This window comes from Pseudooceanicola spongiae (genome assembly GCF_014899185.1).
GTDB lineage: Bacteria > Pseudomonadota > Alphaproteobacteria > Rhodobacterales > Rhodobacteraceae > Pseudooceanicola > Pseudooceanicola spongiae.
In genome coordinates this window covers 2,730,961-2,743,997 of record NZ_CP045201.1, presented here as the reverse complement: position 1 = coordinate 2,743,997, position 13,037 = coordinate 2,730,961, and the positions used below count along the sequence as shown (strand labels likewise).

The following is a 13,037-nucleotide window of genomic DNA, read 5'->3' as shown; positions in this document are numbered from 1 at the left end:
GGGCGGGTCGTTGGGGCGCCGCTTCAGTCTGTGACGGGGTCGTTCGGAGGGCTTTTGCCGTGATGCGCCGCGGCAATCAACGCCTGTTTGCGCCGGCTCAGCTCTTCGCTGTCGGCAATCGAGGCGTTCAGCAGCCGCAACGCCTCGCGCATCGGTTCGAGCAGGGCGGCGTTGACGATGGCGGGGGGCGGAAGTTTGTCACGGATGTGCTGCGGCACCCCGGCCAGATCGAGCAAAGGCGTCAGGGGACCATGCGGCAAATCGCGGGTATCCTCCAGCGCGTGCTCCTTGACACGGGCGGAGGGCACGGCGGCCGCGATGGCCGCCACCTGCATCGAGAGATCGGACTGCGGTCGCTGCCAGTCCATATAGGTGGCAAGGTCGTCGGTCATCCGGGTGGCGCGCAGGTGCTGGGCGTAACAGCTGCGCATCCAGGCCTCGGGTGCGCGGGTGGAGAAATAGAAGATCACCTCGGGGGCCGCGCCCCAGACGGCCCCGACCGTCTCAAGCAGTTGTGCCATCAGGCGTGGCGCGGCGGGATAGCCCAGACGCTTGCGGCGGCCCGGAATATGGCCAGAGAGATCCTCGCTCGACAGCAGCACGCAGCGGGCATCGGCGGGGTCCAGCGCTTCGAACACCTGCGCGGTCTCATAGGCGAAGAGAGCCATTTCGACAGGGCTGGAGGTTTGGGCATAGGCGCGGGCGGCCTCGCACATCGCGGGCATGTCGCGCTTGGTCAGAGCCCGCAGGACTGGGCGCAGCGGGCGCTTTCCCCGGCGCAGCATCTGCTGCACCGAGGAGGTGCCGGTCTTGTGAAACCCCGCATGGACGATCAGGCGGGGCGGCACGTCAGAACAGGCCTTCGGGTGGGTCGGCGACGATGCGTCCGGCCTCGATATCGACGGTGGGCACCGCCTCCATCGTGAAGGGCAGCAGGATCGAGCTGTTGCCGGGCACAGTGATCTCAAGCAGATCACCGGCGCCGTGGTCCATCACGGCCTTGACGCGGCCGAGCTCGTTGCCGCCGGTGTCCACGACCAGCAGCCCGATCAGATCGGCGTGGTAGTATTCGTCGTCGGGCAGCGCAGGCAGGCGGTTGCGCGGCGCGTAAAGGCGCAGGCCCTTGAGGGCGTCGGCCTCTTCCTTGGTGTCAATGCCGGACATGCGCGCCGCAAAGGCGTTGGTGATGGCACGGGTCAGGCTGACGGTGAACTGGCGGCTGCCATCCTCGGTGCTGAGGGGGGCGTAATCGGCAATGGCTTCGGGATCGGCGCAGAAGCTTTTCAGCCGCACTTCGCCGCGCACACCAAAGGCTCCGGCAATCGCACCGACACAGACGAGTTCATTTTCTCGGGTCGTATCGCTCACCTTGGCGCCTTTCTGAATTCATGGCCCCGGCCCCACTGGGGCGTTCGGGGGCGGGAGCGGTCGAGGGCCTGCGCACCGCGGCGCGGCCCTGCGGCCTGATCTGGTCTACTGACAGACAGCATCCGCCAGAAGATCCGCCTTTTCCAGACAGTTTTGCGCCTGTCGGTCGTGTTCATACAACATGCCGGCCACGAAAGCGGCGCCAAGCAGCATCACAAGACGGACGGGGCGAAACAGAAAGGGCATGGGCGGGGGGATAATCCGAACGTCCCCGCCGGTGCACAGGGCACCGACGGGGCACGGCCCGATTACTCGGCTGCGGCTTCTGCGGGTGCAGCAGCGGCTTCGGCGGCTTCAGCAGCTTTGGCAGCTTTGGATTCGGCGCGATCGGTCGCGGCCTTGCCAGGGGTGCCTTTTTTCGGGTTGCTGCGGTCTTTTTTCGCCATCAGGCCAGCGGTTTCCAGGAAACGCGCAACGCGGTCGGTCGGCTGTGCGCCTTGACCCAGCCAGTACTGAACGCGCTCGACGTCCATCTGAACGCGCTGTTCGCTGTCTTTGGCCAGCAGCGGGTTGTAGGTGCCCAGCTTCTCGATGAAGCGGCCATCACGGGGCATACGGGAATCCGTAGCAACGATCCGGTAGAAGGGGCGTTTTTTAGAGCCGCCGCGGGCGAGACGAATTTTCATAGCCATGGGGGTATCTCCTTTAGATGGCGTTGGTTTGACGGGCTGTGCCGTCGTTCAGTCGTGGTGAGGGGCGCGCCTTAGCATCCCTCAGGATTGGTGTTGCCGGTGATGCCGGATCACCTCCTGAATGATGAAATTCAGGAATTTCTTGGCGAAAGCGGGGTCGAGATCGGCCGCTTTCGCAAGCTCTTCGAGGCGGGCGATCTGGATCGCCTCGCGGTCGGGGTCAGACGGGGGAAGGTCATGTTCGGCCTTCAGGACCCCGACGGCCTGTGTGTGTTTGAACCGCTCGCCCAGCGTATAGACGAGGATCGCATCAAGCCGGTCGATGCTGGAGCGATGCTCTTTCAGCAGTTCGGCGGCGCGCGCGACAGGATCGGTCTCTGGCGCGAGGGGCGTGACCTTATCAGTCAAGGGCATATCCTTTCGGCTGGAACAGCGGGTCATGATAGGAGCGGATCTCCATCGCGATCCCGTCGGCAATCTGGCTGTGGTTCAGCGCGTTGCGCGAGGGGTGGCGATAGCAGACATCGTTGCCATCGACGGTTTGCGCGTCGGGGTCTTTGACCGCACCAAGACGCTCTGCCAGCCGGATCGAGGCGAGGTTTTTCGGGTCTAGGTAGCTGACCACCCCGTCCCAGCCCAGCTGGTCATAGAAATAATCACGCGCGGCATTGGTCGCCTCAAGCGCATAGCACTTGCCAGCGGTTTCGGGCCAGATGATCCAGGCGAGCTCGGCCTCGGGCCAGCTGGCAGGCTTCCAGCCGCCGGCCATGCCGAGGGGTTTGTTCGTCGCCTTGTCGTGCATCATCCACATGCCGTAGCCCCGGATCTGCCAATGGCCGATCTCAGCCGCATAGAGCATCCAGGTCTCGTAGGGGTTCAGCGGCCCGCCCATGAAGCGCGAACGGTAGGAGCTGAAGGTGGCGCGGAAATCGGGGTAATCCTGCGGCTCGGGGCCGCGCAGGATCAGGCGCGAGGTTTCCAGCACGGGAATATCGCTGAGCGGCATCACACACCCTCCAGCGCGGAGGGATGACGGAACACCTGCACCGGATGGCCCAGCACTTCGCCATCACGCTCAACGGTTGCGCCAAGGCGCAGTGCCACGGCGCGCGAGGGCGCGTTTTCCGGGTCGATATAGGAGATCACGCGATCAAGGCCAAAGGCCTGCGCGACATGCAGACGCGCGGCGCGGGCGGCTTCGGTGGCGTAGCCCTTGCCTTCGCAGCCGGCAAACAGGTGCCAGCCAAGCTCGGGTTCGTCCCAGGTGATGTGATTCGTGACGCCGGTGCGGCCAACGGGGCGGTCGGTCGCTTTTTCGACGATGGTCCAGTAGCCATAGCCACGCCACATCCAGTGACCGATCATGGCAATGAAACCGCGCCAGTGATCGTTTTCCTCAGTGCGGGGGCCACCGATGAAGCGCGAGCGTTCAGCGTCGGACATCAGTTCGGCCATCGGTGCGAAATCCTGCGGCGCGGGGCCGCGCAGGATCAGCCGCTCTGTCTCCAGAACGGGGATGGGGAGGTCGTGTGCCGGGGTGCCAAGCGCGCTCATGCGTAGGCCTCCGCGCTGCCGTTGATCAGCTCTGCCGGGGCCGGGTGACGATAGACGTCGAGGCGGCCAAAGCGGATATGGTTGAATTCGCCGTCCATGCGCGCGCCAAGGCGCAGCGCGACATGTGCCGAGCCGTCGTTGCCGGGTTTGACGAGGCTGATCGCAGTGGACCAGCCGAGCACGTCATAGGCATAGGCGCGCGCGGTCAGGGCGGCTTCGGTGGCGTAGCCGTGTCCCTCGCGGCCGTTCATCAGGTCCCAGCCGATTTCGGGCTCGGGCCAGCCTTCTGGGGCCCAGAGGCCGACCATGCCGACGGTTTCGCCGGTGGCGGTCAGGTCGACCATCCAGCGGCCATAGCCGCGCAGGGTCCAGTGGCCGATCTCGGTCGCCAGCTGGCGCCAGGTCTGTTCGCGGTTCATCGGGCCGCCGACGAAGATCGAGCGGTCAGAGGCGTAGAAGTCACACAACACGTCGAGGTCGCGGGCGTCGGGGCCGCGCAGGGTCAGGCGCTCGGTGGTCAGGGTCGGGATCTCAGCGATCATGCCAGCCCCTCCAGCAGTTTGCGGCCGGGGGCAGTTTTCGGCACATGGCGCCAGATCCGCAGATCGCCGGTCATCTGGTGGCTGAACATGCCCTCGGGGCGTGCGCCGAGACGTTCGACCATGGCGGTCGAGCGGTCGTTTTCCGGATCGACGAGGGAGATGCACGAGGCCCAGCCCTTGTCCTGAAACAGCCAGTCGAGCACGCAGCGCGCGGCTTCGGTCGCGATGCCCTTGCCCTCGGCCCCGTCCAGCAGTTGCCAGGAAAGCTCGGGTTCGGGCCAGCCGCGCGGAAACCACGGGCCGACGAGGCCGCAGTTCAGGCCGGTTTCCTTTTCGATCACGGCGAAATGGCCGTAACCGCGCAGGTGCCAGTGGCCGATGATGGTGGCGATGGACCACCAGGCGGCCTCTTCATCGGGGTGCTGGTCGACGAAACGCCGTGCGCCGGGCATCAGATAGGCGCCCACCGCGTCAAACCCCGGTGCCGCGGGGGACACCAGGCGCAGACGCGCGGTCTCAAGGACCGGATGGGTGGGGCTTTTGGCGATCATCTGCGGGGGGTGGCTTTCGTCAGGTCAGAGGTGTGGTCGGGTGGCGGGGCGGGAGCCTCCGGCGGGAATATTGCAGCAAGAAGAAGGGAATGGGTCATTTCTTCTTGCCGAAGCCAGAGAGGCCGGGGGGCAGGGCGCTGCCGCCGCCCATGCCGGGGAAGCCCGGGGGCATGCCGCCCTTGCCGCTGCCCATGGCCTTTGCGGCCTGTTCCAGCGCCTTGGGGTCCATTTGCGAGGGGTCCATGCCAGCGGGCATGCCGCCTTTGCCGAACATGCCCTTCATGGCCTGTTTCAGCATGCCGCCTTTGCCCATCTTGCCCATTTTCTTCATCATGTCCGCCATCTGGCGGTGCATCTTGATGAGCTTGTTGAGTTCGGAGACTTCCAGACCGGCACCCGAGGCAATGCGCTTCTTGCGCGAGGCCTGCAGCAGGGCGGGGTTGGCGCGTTCCTTCTTGGTCATGGATTGGACGAGGGCGATCTGACGGGCGATGATCTTGTCATCAAAGCCTGCGTCCTTGACCTGTTTCGACATCTTGCCCATGCCGGGCATCATGCCCATGACGCTTTCCATGCCGCCCATCTTCTGCATCTGCTCAAGCTGCATCTTCAGGTCGTTCATGTTGAACTGACCCTTCTGGAAGCGCTTCATCATCCGCTCGGCCTGTTCGGCCTCCATCGTCTCCTGCGCGCGCTCGACGAGGGCGACGATATCGCCCATGCCGAGGATGCGGCCCGCGACGCGCTCAGGCTCGAAGGTTTCCAGCGCGTCCATCTTTTCGCCGAGGCCGACGAACTTGATGGGCTTGCCGGTGACGGCGCGCATGGAGAGAGCGGCACCGCCGCGGCCGTCGCCGTCCATCCGGGTCAGCACAACGCCGGTGATGCCGATACGGGCGTCGAAGTTTTCTGCGGTGTGCACGGCGTCCTGGCCGGTCAGGCCATCGACCACCAGCAGGGTTTCGCGTGGGTTGGCGACGTCGCGGACGGCGGCGACCTGTTGCATCAGCTCTTCGTCGATCGACAGGCGACCGGCCGTGTCGAGCATGTAGACGTCATACCCACCCAAGGCCGCCTGCATCTTGGCGCGCTTGGCGATGGCGACGGGCTGTTCACCCTTGACGATGGGCAGGGTGTCGACACCGATCTGCACGCCGAGGATCTGCAGCTGTTCCATGGCGGCGGGGCGGTTGACGTCGAGCGAGGCCATGAGGACCTTTTTGCCCTCACGCTCCTTCAGCCGTTTCGCCAGTTTCGCAGTGGTCGTGGTTTTACCCGAGCCCTGCAGGCCGACCATCAGGATCGGCGCGGGGGCGTTGTCGATCTTCAGCTTGCCGGGCTCGCCTTCGCCGGCCAGCACATGCACCAGCTCGTCATGGACGATCTTGACGACCTGCTGGCCGGGAGTGACGGATTTCGTCACCGACTGGCCGGTCGCCTTGTCCTGCACGGCTTTGACGAAATCACGTGCAACCGGCAGCGAGACGTCGGCCTCAAGCAGCGCCACACGGACTTCGCGCAGCGCGGTCTTGACGTCTTCGTCGTTCAGCGCGCCCTGCTTGGTCAGTCGGTCGAAGACGCCGGAGAGGCGTTCGGATAGATTTTCAAACATGCCCCGGCCCTCCTCAGGCCACCTGACTGTTGCGTTGACCCCCATTTGGGTGAGGGCGGCTCAAACCTCAAGCTCTTACAGGACCGGCGCAAAGGCCAACGGCACCAGTGGGCGCAACGCGCTGACTGGTGGCGATCCCCGCAAAAGCGATGGGACCGGAATCATCACAGATTCCGGGATAGGTGCGCTGCGTTTAGGCAGGTGAGGCGGCAAAGTCAAGTTTATCAGGCCAGCGGCGCTGTGACGTGCCCAAACCGCCAGTGCGGCGCACAATCTTGGCGGCGTGGCCCGGCGGTGAGGCCGGGCGGCGCGGTGTATGGTTGCTTGGTGTGTCAGGGGGCCACCGTTGTGGTCGGCCCGACAGACCGCAAGAGCGAGGCTTTGCCTCAGCTGCGGCGTTTGGCCAGTGGATCGCGGCGCGCAGGGGCTGTCACGCGAACAGCGCGTCTGACGGGGGTTGCCGTCTTCTGGGCCAGAGCGAAGCACAGGGCCGCCAAGGAGGCGAGGCCGAGGATAGCGGCAAATGCGGGATGGGCTGCGAGCATGGAACTCTCCTTTCAGTCGCGATTGTTCGAAGTGGATCGGTGCGCGACTCGAAGTACAGATTTGGGGTTTCTTCGACGGAAGGCAATGGGGCCCAATGTCACGTCGCATTTTCGTCATGCCTGACAGCTAAAATTCGCTTTACCCTTGCATCCACGCACCCGAAGAGCATTGACTGATTGCTGTAGTTTTTCAGCGCACAGGTGCCTTATGGACAATTGGGATGAAATCCGCACGGCGTATCAGGTTGCGCGGCTGGGTACCGTCTCAGGGGCGGCCGACGTGCTGGGCGTGCATCATGCCACCGTGATTCGCCATATCGATGCGCTGGAGCGGCGGATGGGGGTGAAGCTGTTTCAGCGTCACACGCGCGGCTACACGGCGACCGAGGCCGGGCAGGATCTGTTGCGCGTGGCGCAGGCGACTGACGATCAGTTCAGCCAGCTGTCGGCGCGCATCAAGGGCCGCGGCAATGAGGTGGCGGGCGAGCTGGTGGTGACGACGATCGGCGGTCTCAGCCAGCTGATGGTGCCGCTGCTGGCCAAGTTTCAGGAACAATACCCGGATGTCGCGCTGAGCTATCTGACCAGCGCGCGGCTGTTCCGGCTTGAGTACGGCGAGGCGCATGTCGCGATCCGCGCCGGCAGCCCGCCGCAGCAGCCCGACAACGTCGTACAGCCCTTTTTACGGCTGCGCAGCGCGATCTATGGCAGCAAGGATTATATCGAACGTCACGGGATGCCGAAGATCCCCGGACGCATGGCCGGGCACCGCTTTGTCGGAGTCGATGATCCCTCCAGCAAGGCTCCCTTCGCCCAGTGGATGCGCGAGACCATCCCGGCGCACCAGGTTGTCTTCCGCTCCGGCGATATGCGGGCGGTGCGGCAGGCGGTCCTGGCGGGCGTCGGTCTGGGCTTCCTTGGCACCTATGAGTTTGATGCGCGCGACGATCTGGTCGAGGTGCACCCCCCGCAGGAGGAATGGGACAGCCGGTTGTGGCTGGTGACCCATATGGACCTGCATCGCACGACGAAGGTGCAGGCCTTCCTGAACTTCCTCAAGGAGCATACCTCGGACTTCAAGGACGGCACGGCTTGAGTGTATCCGAGCCAGCGAGTGGCTTGAGCGAGGCGGCCAAGGGCCATCTGGCGATGCTGGCGTTTTCGGCGCTGGTAGCGGGGTCGTTTCCGCTGGCGGCGATGGCGGTGCCCTATGTCTCGCCTGCCGCGTTGAATGCGGTGCGCTTCGTGTTGGCGGCGGTGCTGGTGGGCAGCTTCGCACTGGCGGGGCCGGGGTTGAAGCGGTCTGACTTTCGCGCGCCGTGGCGGTACCTACTGCTGGGGGGCATCTTCGCGATCTACTTCGTGCTGATGTTCGAGGGGCTGAAGACGGCGGACCCGGTCTCGGCCTCGTCGATGTTTACCCTCGTGCCCTTGATGGCGGCGGTGGTCGGCTGGCTGTTGCTGCGCCAGATCACGACGCCGCGGATGGCGCTGGCGCTGGCGATCGGAGCCTGCGGGGCGCTTTGGGTGATCTTTCGCGCTGATGTCGGCGCGCTGATGCAGTTCAAGATCGGCGTGGGCGAGCGGATCTACTTTGTCGGCTGTATTGCCCACGCGATCTATGCGCCGCTGGTGCCCAAGTTGAACCGGGGCGAGCCTCCGGTGGTCTTTACCTTCGGGATGCTGGTGGCGGGGGCGCTGGTGCTGGGTATCTGGGGGATGCCACAGATCCTGGCGACGGACTGGGCCACTCTGCCGGGGATCGTCTGGATTGCGCTGGCCTATACGGCGGTCTGTTCGTCGGCGATGACGTTTGTCCTGTTGCAATACGCGGCCATGCGGCTGCCTTCGGCCAAGGTCATGGCCTATACCTATCTGACGCCAAGCTGGGTGATCCTGTGGCAGGCGGCTCTTGGGAGGGGCTTTCCGCCGGCGATGATCCTGGGCGGCGTGGCCCTGACCATACTGGCGCTGGTGATCCTGCTGAAGGACTAGGTGTCGTTCGCGTCTTCGCCCAGCTCGGCGGCGAGGAAGCGTTCGAAGTCATCCAGGTTCACCGGCTCGAACTGACCGAAGCCCTGCATCCAGACGCTGGCCTGTTTCAGGGCGTCCGGCTCCAGCTTGCACCACTTCACGCGGCCGCGCTTTTCCTGCGTGATCAGCCCGGCGTTGACGAGGATGAAGAGGTGCTTGGAGATCGCGGCCAGCGACATCTCGAATGGTTCGGCCACATCAGTGACGGCCATGTCATCTTCAAGCAGCATCGACAGGATCGCCCGGCGGGTTGGATCACCAAGAGCGGCAAAGACGGTGTCGAGGGATGCTGTCATGCCGCCAGATAGGCCTTGGTGGCGTGAAACGTCAACAGAAACGCTAAACCATGCGATTGAGTGTCATGGCCTTGAGAGGCTTGGATTTTCATACTCAACCAAAAGGTTGAAGATGGGTTTTGGGCCTCTGCGAAGGCGTGTTGGGTGGTGATGGATGAATTAGCAGGGAAAATTACGGGATTTTCCGATTTATAACAGTGAGTTGTCCTTGTTGATCCGACGGCGCTAAGCACCTTGACTCGCGGACCTGTGAACCTTAGCAACGCCTTAACAAATGCGGGGATGTCTTTTGCCATGAATGATCCGGATCACCGGGACAGGATGGCCGCTCTGGAAGCCCGGATCGCGGCGGCCAAGGGCATCGACAAGAAAAGCGTCCCGCACGGACAAGACCATTATTCGGCGGCCCAGGTGGGTTGGCGCATGGTGACGGAACTGGTGGCCGGTCTGCTGATCGGTTTTGCCATAGGATACGGGCTGGATTGGCTGCTGGGCATTGCCCCTGCGATGATGATCCTCTTCACCCTCCTTGGCTTCGTGGCTGGTATCAAAGCGATGATACGGTCCGCCAAGGAACTTGAGAACGACACATCCGGCCACAGCGCCGGAGATGAGCTGAGGGATAAAGATGGCGACTGAAGCAGCGCACGGCGGCGAAGAGGGTGGTCTGGTTTTCCACCCGATGGATCAATTCATCGTCAAACCGCTGTTCGGCGGCGAAGGCGTGCATTGGTACACGATCACCAACGCCACGCTCTGGATGGCGCTGACTGTTCTGGCCATCGTCGCGCTGATGGTGCTGGGCACCTCGGGTCGCAATCGTATCCCGTCGCGGATGCAGTCGGTGGCCGAAATGGCCTATGGCTTCATCTACAAGATGGTTGAAGATGTCGCCGGCAAGGATGCCATCCGCTTCTTCCCCTATATCTTCACGCTGTTCATGTTCATCGTCACCGCCAACCTGCTGGGCCTTGTGCCGACGGCCTTCACGGTCACGTCGCACTTTGCCGCCACAATCCTGCTGGCGCTGTCGGTCTTCCTGACAGTGACCGTGCTCGGCTTCGTTCTGCACGGCAAACAGTTCCTCGGCCTGTTCTGGGTCAGCTCGGCCCCGCTGGCCGTCCGCCCGCTGCTGGCGCTGATCGAGGTCATTTCCTACTTCGTGCGCCCCGTCAGCCACTCCATTCGTCTGGCAGGCAACATGATGGCCGGTCACGCCGTTATCAAGGTTTTCGCAGGCTTCGCCGCGATCGCCGCTGTCAGCCCGATCTCGATCGTGGCGATTGCGGGGATGTATGGCCTCGAACTGCTGGTGGCCTTCATCCAGGCCTACGTTTTCACGATCCTGACCTGCGTGTACCTCAAGGACGCGCTGCATCCGGCTCACTAATCACCAAACGTTCGGTGTGTGACATCACGCACCCTACGATCCATCCAGCCAATTCCAACGTAAGGAGAATACTCATGGAAGGCGATATCGCAGAACTCGGCAAGTACATCGGTGTGGGTCTGACTGCCATCGGCATGGGCGGCGCTGCAATGGGTGTGGGCAACGTGGCAGGCAACTTCCTGTCCGGCGCACTGCGCAACCCGTCGGCCGCTGCATCGCAAACCGCCACGCTGTTCATCGGCATGGCCTTCGCAGAAGCCCTGGGGATCTTTTCGTTCCTCGTCGCTCTGCTGCTGATGTTCGCTGTCTAAGACTTTCGGAACAGATCCTTACGCGCGGGTGGGCCTTTAGAGGCCTGCCCGTGGTAATCTGAATACCAGATCAAGTTCCCGGGAGACGTCAAGATGGCGACCACAACGCACGAAGCCGCTGGTCACGCTGCCGACGCTGCAGCCGCCGCCCCAGGCATGCCGCAGCTCGATTTCTCGACCTGGGGCAACCAGATTTTCTGGCTGATCGTCACGCTTGTCGTGATCTACCTCATCCTGTCCCGTGTGGCTCTGCCGCGCGTCGGATCGGTGCTGGCGGATCGGGCGGGTGCGATCGCCAACGACATTGCTGCGGCAGAAGACCTCAAGCAAAAGGCCAAGGAGGCGGAAGCCGCCTACGACAAGGCCCTTGCCGATGCCCGCGTCGAAGCCGCGAACATCGTCGCCGCCACCAAAGCCGAGATCCAGGCGGATCTGGCCGAGGCTACAGCGCGCGCCGATGCCGAGATTTCGGCCAAGGTTGCAGAAGGCGAAAAAGCCATCGCGGAGATCCGTGCCGGTGCGCTGGAAGCGGCTGAAGTCGTTGCCAAGGATGCCGCTGCCGAGATCGTCGCGGCCTTCGGGTTCACCGCAGCCCCCGACGCCATCGACAGTGCCGTCACCGAAAAGCTGAAAGGATGAGTGTTATGCGCAAGTCTGCAATGACCCTCGCCCCGGCAACTGTTGGTCTGGCGCTTGTCGCCAGCCCGGCCTTCGCCGCGACGGGCCCGTTCTTTTCGCTGCACAACACGAACTTCATCGTGCTGTTGGCTTTCATCCTGTTCATCGGGATCCTTGTCTATTTCAAGGTTCCCGGGCTGATCGGTGGCCTGCTGGACAAGCGGTCCTCGGGCATCAAGTCCGAGCTGGACGAAGCCCGCGCGCTGCGCGACGAAGCCCAGAGCCTGCTGGCCTCCTATGAGCGCAAGCAGAAGGAAGTTCAGGCACAGGCGGATCGCATCGTCGACGCCGCACGGGCGGATGCGAATGCTGCTGCTGATCAGGCGAAGGCCGATCTGAAGGTCTCCATTGCGCGTCGTCTGAAGGCCGCAGAGGAACAGATCGAGTCGGCTGAGAAGGCTGCTGTCAAGGAAGTCCGCGACCGTGCCGTGATCGTGGCCGTGGCTGCTGCGCGCGACGTGATCGCCAAGCAGCTGACAAAAGAGCAGGCCGATGGTCTGATCGACAGCTCGATCGATACGGTCAAGGCGCGCCTGAACTGAGGCTTTGCCCTTGCACTAAATTGACGATGAACCCGGCCTTGGCCGGGTTTTTTCGTTTTGAGGGTGCGGAGCCTCCGGCGGGAATATTGCAGCAAGAAGAAGGTTCAGTCGCGCCGTTGTTCCTGATGCAGGCGCATGCGGGCGATCTCGGCATGGCGTTCGGCAGCGAGGTGGGCCTGGTAGGCGGCGCGCACGAAGTCGAGGTGGGTTTCAACCGCGGCGCGGGCGCGTGCGGGCGCGCGGTCTTGCAGGGCGGTATTGATAGCGCCGTGTTGTGCGAGCAGGCTTTCGCGGGTGGCCGAGTGGGCAAAGAGGATTTCGCGGTTGTCGAAGACGCCTTGCCGCAGCAAGGCAAACATCGAGCGCATCATATGCAGCAGGACGGTGTTGTGGCTCGCCTCCAAAATCGCCATGTGGAATTCGGCGTCGAGGCGGGCCTCCTCAGCAGGGTCATTGGCGTCGTGGGCCCGCTGCATCTTTTGCATCACCGTATCGACGAGGGCGAGGTCGGCCGCGAGCCCGTCACGGGCGGCACGTTCGGCGGCCTGCCCCTCAAGATCGCGGCGGAAGGAGAGGTAGTCGAAGACAGCCTCCTCATGGCGCTGGAACAGCGAGACCAGCGCGGGCGAGAAGGCATCGCCCAGTACGTCTGCCACGTAGACACCTGAGCCGGCGCGCGGTTCCAGCAGGCCTCGGTCCTGCAGAGTGGAGAGGGCTTCGCGCAGCGAGGGGCGCGAGACGGCCATGCGCTCAGCCAGATCGCGTTCGGCCGGCAGGCGTTCGCCGGGACGCAGGATGCCGCGCAGGATCAGCAGCTCGATCTGGCGGATCACTGCGTCGGCGCGTTTTTCGGGCTGGATCGGTTGGAAGGGCATGGGCGCCGCCTGTGCTGTTTGGTCAGATTTTATGACCAGGCGGCGCC

20 protein-coding genes are annotated in these 13,037 nt (G+C 63.8%); 7 read left to right on the top strand and 13 right to left on the bottom strand.

Going from position 1 to position 13,037, the window contains the following annotated elements:
* Positions 1-23: 23 nt before the first annotated feature.
* The 10 genes from F3W81_RS12935 to F3W81_RS12890 all read right to left on the bottom strand — a co-directional run bounded on the left by F3W81_RS12935 (position 24) and on the right by F3W81_RS12890 (position 6,864).
* Positions 24-848: a hypothetical protein gene (locus F3W81_RS12935; protein ID WP_193079563.1), complete on the bottom strand. Its 825-nt coding sequence runs from the start codon at positions 846-848 to the stop codon at positions 24-26.
* Between the two features lies 1 nt (position 849).
* Positions 850-1,368, bottom strand: coding sequence for a ribosome maturation factor RimM (gene rimM, locus F3W81_RS12930; protein WP_193079562.1), 519 nt, complete (start codon positions 1,366-1,368; stop codon positions 850-852).
* Positions 1,369-1,676: 308 nt separating this feature from the next.
* Positions 1,677-2,060: a 30S ribosomal protein S16 gene (rpsP, locus tag F3W81_RS12925; protein WP_193079561.1), complete on the bottom strand. Its 384-nt coding sequence runs from the start codon at positions 2,058-2,060 to the stop codon at positions 1,677-1,679.
* Between the two features lie 81 nt (positions 2,061-2,141).
* Positions 2,142-2,468: a chorismate mutase gene (locus F3W81_RS12920; protein ID WP_226941674.1), complete on the bottom strand. Its 327-nt coding sequence runs from the start codon at positions 2,466-2,468 to the stop codon at positions 2,142-2,144.
* Positions 2,461-3,066 carry a GNAT family N-acetyltransferase gene (locus F3W81_RS12915; protein WP_193079559.1) on the bottom strand — a complete coding sequence of 202 codons (606 nt, stop codon included), beginning with the start codon at positions 3,064-3,066 and terminating at the stop codon, positions 2,461-2,463. The genes F3W81_RS12920 and F3W81_RS12915 overlap by 8 nt, the downstream gene beginning before the upstream one ends.
* The gene (locus F3W81_RS12910; protein ID WP_193079558.1) at positions 3,066-3,614 is read right to left on the bottom strand and encodes a GNAT family N-acetyltransferase; all 549 of its coding nucleotides are present in this window, start codon (positions 3,612-3,614) and stop codon (positions 3,066-3,068) included. Before F3W81_RS12910 ends, F3W81_RS12915 begins: the two co-directional genes overlap by 1 nt.
* Positions 3,611-4,156, bottom strand: coding sequence for a GNAT family N-acetyltransferase (locus F3W81_RS12905; protein WP_193079557.1), 546 nt, complete (start codon positions 4,154-4,156; stop codon positions 3,611-3,613). Before F3W81_RS12905 ends, F3W81_RS12910 begins: the two co-directional genes overlap by 4 nt.
* Positions 4,153-4,707, bottom strand: a complete 555-nt coding sequence (locus tag F3W81_RS12900; protein ID WP_193079556.1) for a GNAT family N-acetyltransferase — start codon at positions 4,705-4,707, stop codon at positions 4,153-4,155. The genes F3W81_RS12905 and F3W81_RS12900 overlap by 4 nt, the downstream gene beginning before the upstream one ends.
* A gap of 94 nt (positions 4,708-4,801) precedes the next feature.
* The gene (gene ffh, locus F3W81_RS12895) at positions 4,802-6,319 is read right to left on the bottom strand and encodes a signal recognition particle protein (protein ID WP_193079555.1); all 1,518 of its coding nucleotides are present in this window, start codon (positions 6,317-6,319) and stop codon (positions 4,802-4,804) included.
* Between the two features lie 386 nt (positions 6,320-6,705).
* On the bottom strand, positions 6,706-6,864 hold the full coding sequence (locus F3W81_RS12890; protein ID WP_193079554.1) for a hypothetical protein: 159 nt from the start codon (positions 6,862-6,864) through the stop codon (positions 6,706-6,708).
* Between the two features lie 208 nt (positions 6,865-7,072).
* On the opposite strand from F3W81_RS12890, the gene F3W81_RS12885 reads away from it, so the two are divergent.
* Together F3W81_RS12885 and F3W81_RS12880 are read left to right on the top strand one after the other, a co-directional pair.
* The gene (locus F3W81_RS12885; RefSeq protein ID WP_193079553.1) at positions 7,073-7,960 is read left to right on the top strand and encodes a LysR family transcriptional regulator; all 888 of its coding nucleotides are present in this window, start codon (positions 7,073-7,075) and stop codon (positions 7,958-7,960) included.
* Between the two features lie 53 nt (positions 7,961-8,013).
* Positions 8,014-8,859: a DMT family transporter gene (locus tag F3W81_RS12880; RefSeq protein WP_193083857.1), complete on the top strand. Its 846-nt coding sequence runs from the start codon at positions 8,014-8,016 to the stop codon at positions 8,857-8,859.
* On the opposite strand, the gene F3W81_RS12875 is transcribed toward F3W81_RS12880, so the two are convergent.
* Together F3W81_RS12875 and F3W81_RS12870 are read right to left on the bottom strand one after the other, a co-directional pair.
* Positions 8,856-9,194: an ArsR/SmtB family transcription factor gene (locus tag F3W81_RS12875; protein ID WP_193079552.1), complete on the bottom strand. Its 339-nt coding sequence runs from the start codon at positions 9,192-9,194 to the stop codon at positions 8,856-8,858. The two genes, F3W81_RS12880 and F3W81_RS12875, sit on opposite strands and share 4 nt — an antisense overlap.
* On the bottom strand, positions 9,191-9,490 hold the full coding sequence (locus F3W81_RS12870) for a hypothetical protein (RefSeq protein WP_193079551.1): 300 nt from the start codon (positions 9,488-9,490) through the stop codon (positions 9,191-9,193). The genes F3W81_RS12875 and F3W81_RS12870 overlap by 4 nt, the downstream gene beginning before the upstream one ends.
* Here F3W81_RS12870 and F3W81_RS12865 point away from each other — a divergent pair.
* From F3W81_RS12865 to F3W81_RS12845, 5 genes are all read left to right on the top strand, one after another.
* A complete protein-coding gene (locus F3W81_RS12865) occupies positions 9,489-9,833 on the top strand; it encodes an AtpZ/AtpI family protein (RefSeq protein WP_193079550.1) in 345 nt (114 codons plus the stop codon). The two genes, F3W81_RS12870 and F3W81_RS12865, sit on opposite strands and share 2 nt — an antisense overlap.
* Positions 9,823-10,584, top strand: coding sequence for a F0F1 ATP synthase subunit A (locus tag F3W81_RS12860; protein WP_193079549.1), 762 nt, complete (start codon positions 9,823-9,825; stop codon positions 10,582-10,584). Before F3W81_RS12865 ends, F3W81_RS12860 begins: the two co-directional genes overlap by 11 nt.
* Positions 10,585-10,658: 74 nt before the next feature.
* Positions 10,659-10,895 carry a F0F1 ATP synthase subunit C gene (locus F3W81_RS12855; protein ID WP_010142019.1) on the top strand — a complete coding sequence of 79 codons (237 nt, stop codon included), beginning with the start codon at positions 10,659-10,661 and terminating at the stop codon, positions 10,893-10,895.
* A 93-nt stretch (positions 10,896-10,988) separates the two neighbouring features.
* Positions 10,989-11,534, top strand: a complete 546-nt coding sequence (locus F3W81_RS12850; protein WP_193079548.1) for a F0F1 ATP synthase subunit B' — start codon at positions 10,989-10,991, stop codon at positions 11,532-11,534.
* 5 nt (positions 11,535-11,539) lie between these two features.
* A complete protein-coding gene (locus tag F3W81_RS12845; protein WP_193079547.1) occupies positions 11,540-12,115 on the top strand; it encodes a F0F1 ATP synthase subunit B in 576 nt (191 codons plus the stop codon).
* 104 nt (positions 12,116-12,219) lie between these two features.
* Here the strand turns inward: F3W81_RS12845 and F3W81_RS12840 are convergent, their stop codons facing one another.
* Positions 12,220-12,990, bottom strand: a complete 771-nt coding sequence (locus tag F3W81_RS12840) for a FadR/GntR family transcriptional regulator (protein ID WP_193079546.1) — start codon at positions 12,988-12,990, stop codon at positions 12,220-12,222.
* Between the last annotated feature and the right edge of the window lie 47 nt (positions 12,991-13,037).

Bases quoted from the DNA above. Each gene is read 5' to 3' on its own strand.
- F3W81_RS12890 (WP_193079554.1), bottom strand. From the start codon at position 6,864: ATGCTCGCAGCCCATCCCGCATTTGCCGCTATCCTCGGCCTCGCCTCC.
- F3W81_RS12850 (WP_193079548.1), top strand. From the start codon at position 10,989: ATGGCGACCACAACGCACGAAGCCGCTGGTCACGCTGCCGACGCTGCA.
- F3W81_RS12855 (WP_010142019.1), top strand. From the start codon at position 10,659: ATGGAAGGCGATATCGCAGAACTCGGCAAGTACATCGGTGTGGGTCTG.
- F3W81_RS12870 (WP_193079551.1), bottom strand. From the start codon at position 9,490: ATGGCAAAAGACATCCCCGCATTTGTTAAGGCGTTGCTAAGGTTCACA.
- F3W81_RS12905 (WP_193079557.1), bottom strand. From the start codon at position 4,156: ATGATCGCTGAGATCCCGACCCTGACCACCGAGCGCCTGACCCTGCGC.
- ffh (WP_193079555.1), bottom strand. From the start codon at position 6,319: ATGTTTGAAAATCTATCCGAACGCCTCTCCGGCGTCTTCGACCGACTG.
- rpsP (WP_193079561.1), bottom strand. From the start codon at position 2,060: ATGGCTATGAAAATTCGTCTCGCCCGCGGCGGCTCTAAAAAACGCCCC.
- F3W81_RS12885 (WP_193079553.1), top strand. From the start codon at position 7,073: ATGGACAATTGGGATGAAATCCGCACGGCGTATCAGGTTGCGCGGCTG.
- F3W81_RS12865 (WP_193079550.1), top strand. From the start codon at position 9,489: ATGAATGATCCGGATCACCGGGACAGGATGGCCGCTCTGGAAGCCCGG.
- F3W81_RS12875 (WP_193079552.1), bottom strand. From the start codon at position 9,194: ATGACAGCATCCCTCGACACCGTCTTTGCCGCTCTTGGTGATCCAACC.
- F3W81_RS12915 (WP_193079559.1), bottom strand. From the start codon at position 3,066: ATGCCGCTCAGCGATATTCCCGTGCTGGAAACCTCGCGCCTGATCCTG.
- F3W81_RS12845 (WP_193079547.1), top strand. From the start codon at position 11,540: ATGCGCAAGTCTGCAATGACCCTCGCCCCGGCAACTGTTGGTCTGGCG.
- F3W81_RS12860 (WP_193079549.1), top strand. From the start codon at position 9,823: ATGGCGACTGAAGCAGCGCACGGCGGCGAAGAGGGTGGTCTGGTTTTC.
- F3W81_RS12910 (WP_193079558.1), bottom strand. From the start codon at position 3,614: ATGAGCGCGCTTGGCACCCCGGCACACGACCTCCCCATCCCCGTTCTG.
- F3W81_RS12840 (WP_193079546.1), bottom strand. From the start codon at position 12,990: ATGCCCTTCCAACCGATCCAGCCCGAAAAACGCGCCGACGCAGTGATC.
- F3W81_RS12880 (WP_193083857.1), top strand. From the start codon at position 8,014: ATGCTGGCGTTTTCGGCGCTGGTAGCGGGGTCGTTTCCGCTGGCGGCG.
- F3W81_RS12900 (WP_193079556.1), bottom strand. From the start codon at position 4,707: ATGATCGCCAAAAGCCCCACCCATCCGGTCCTTGAGACCGCGCGTCTG.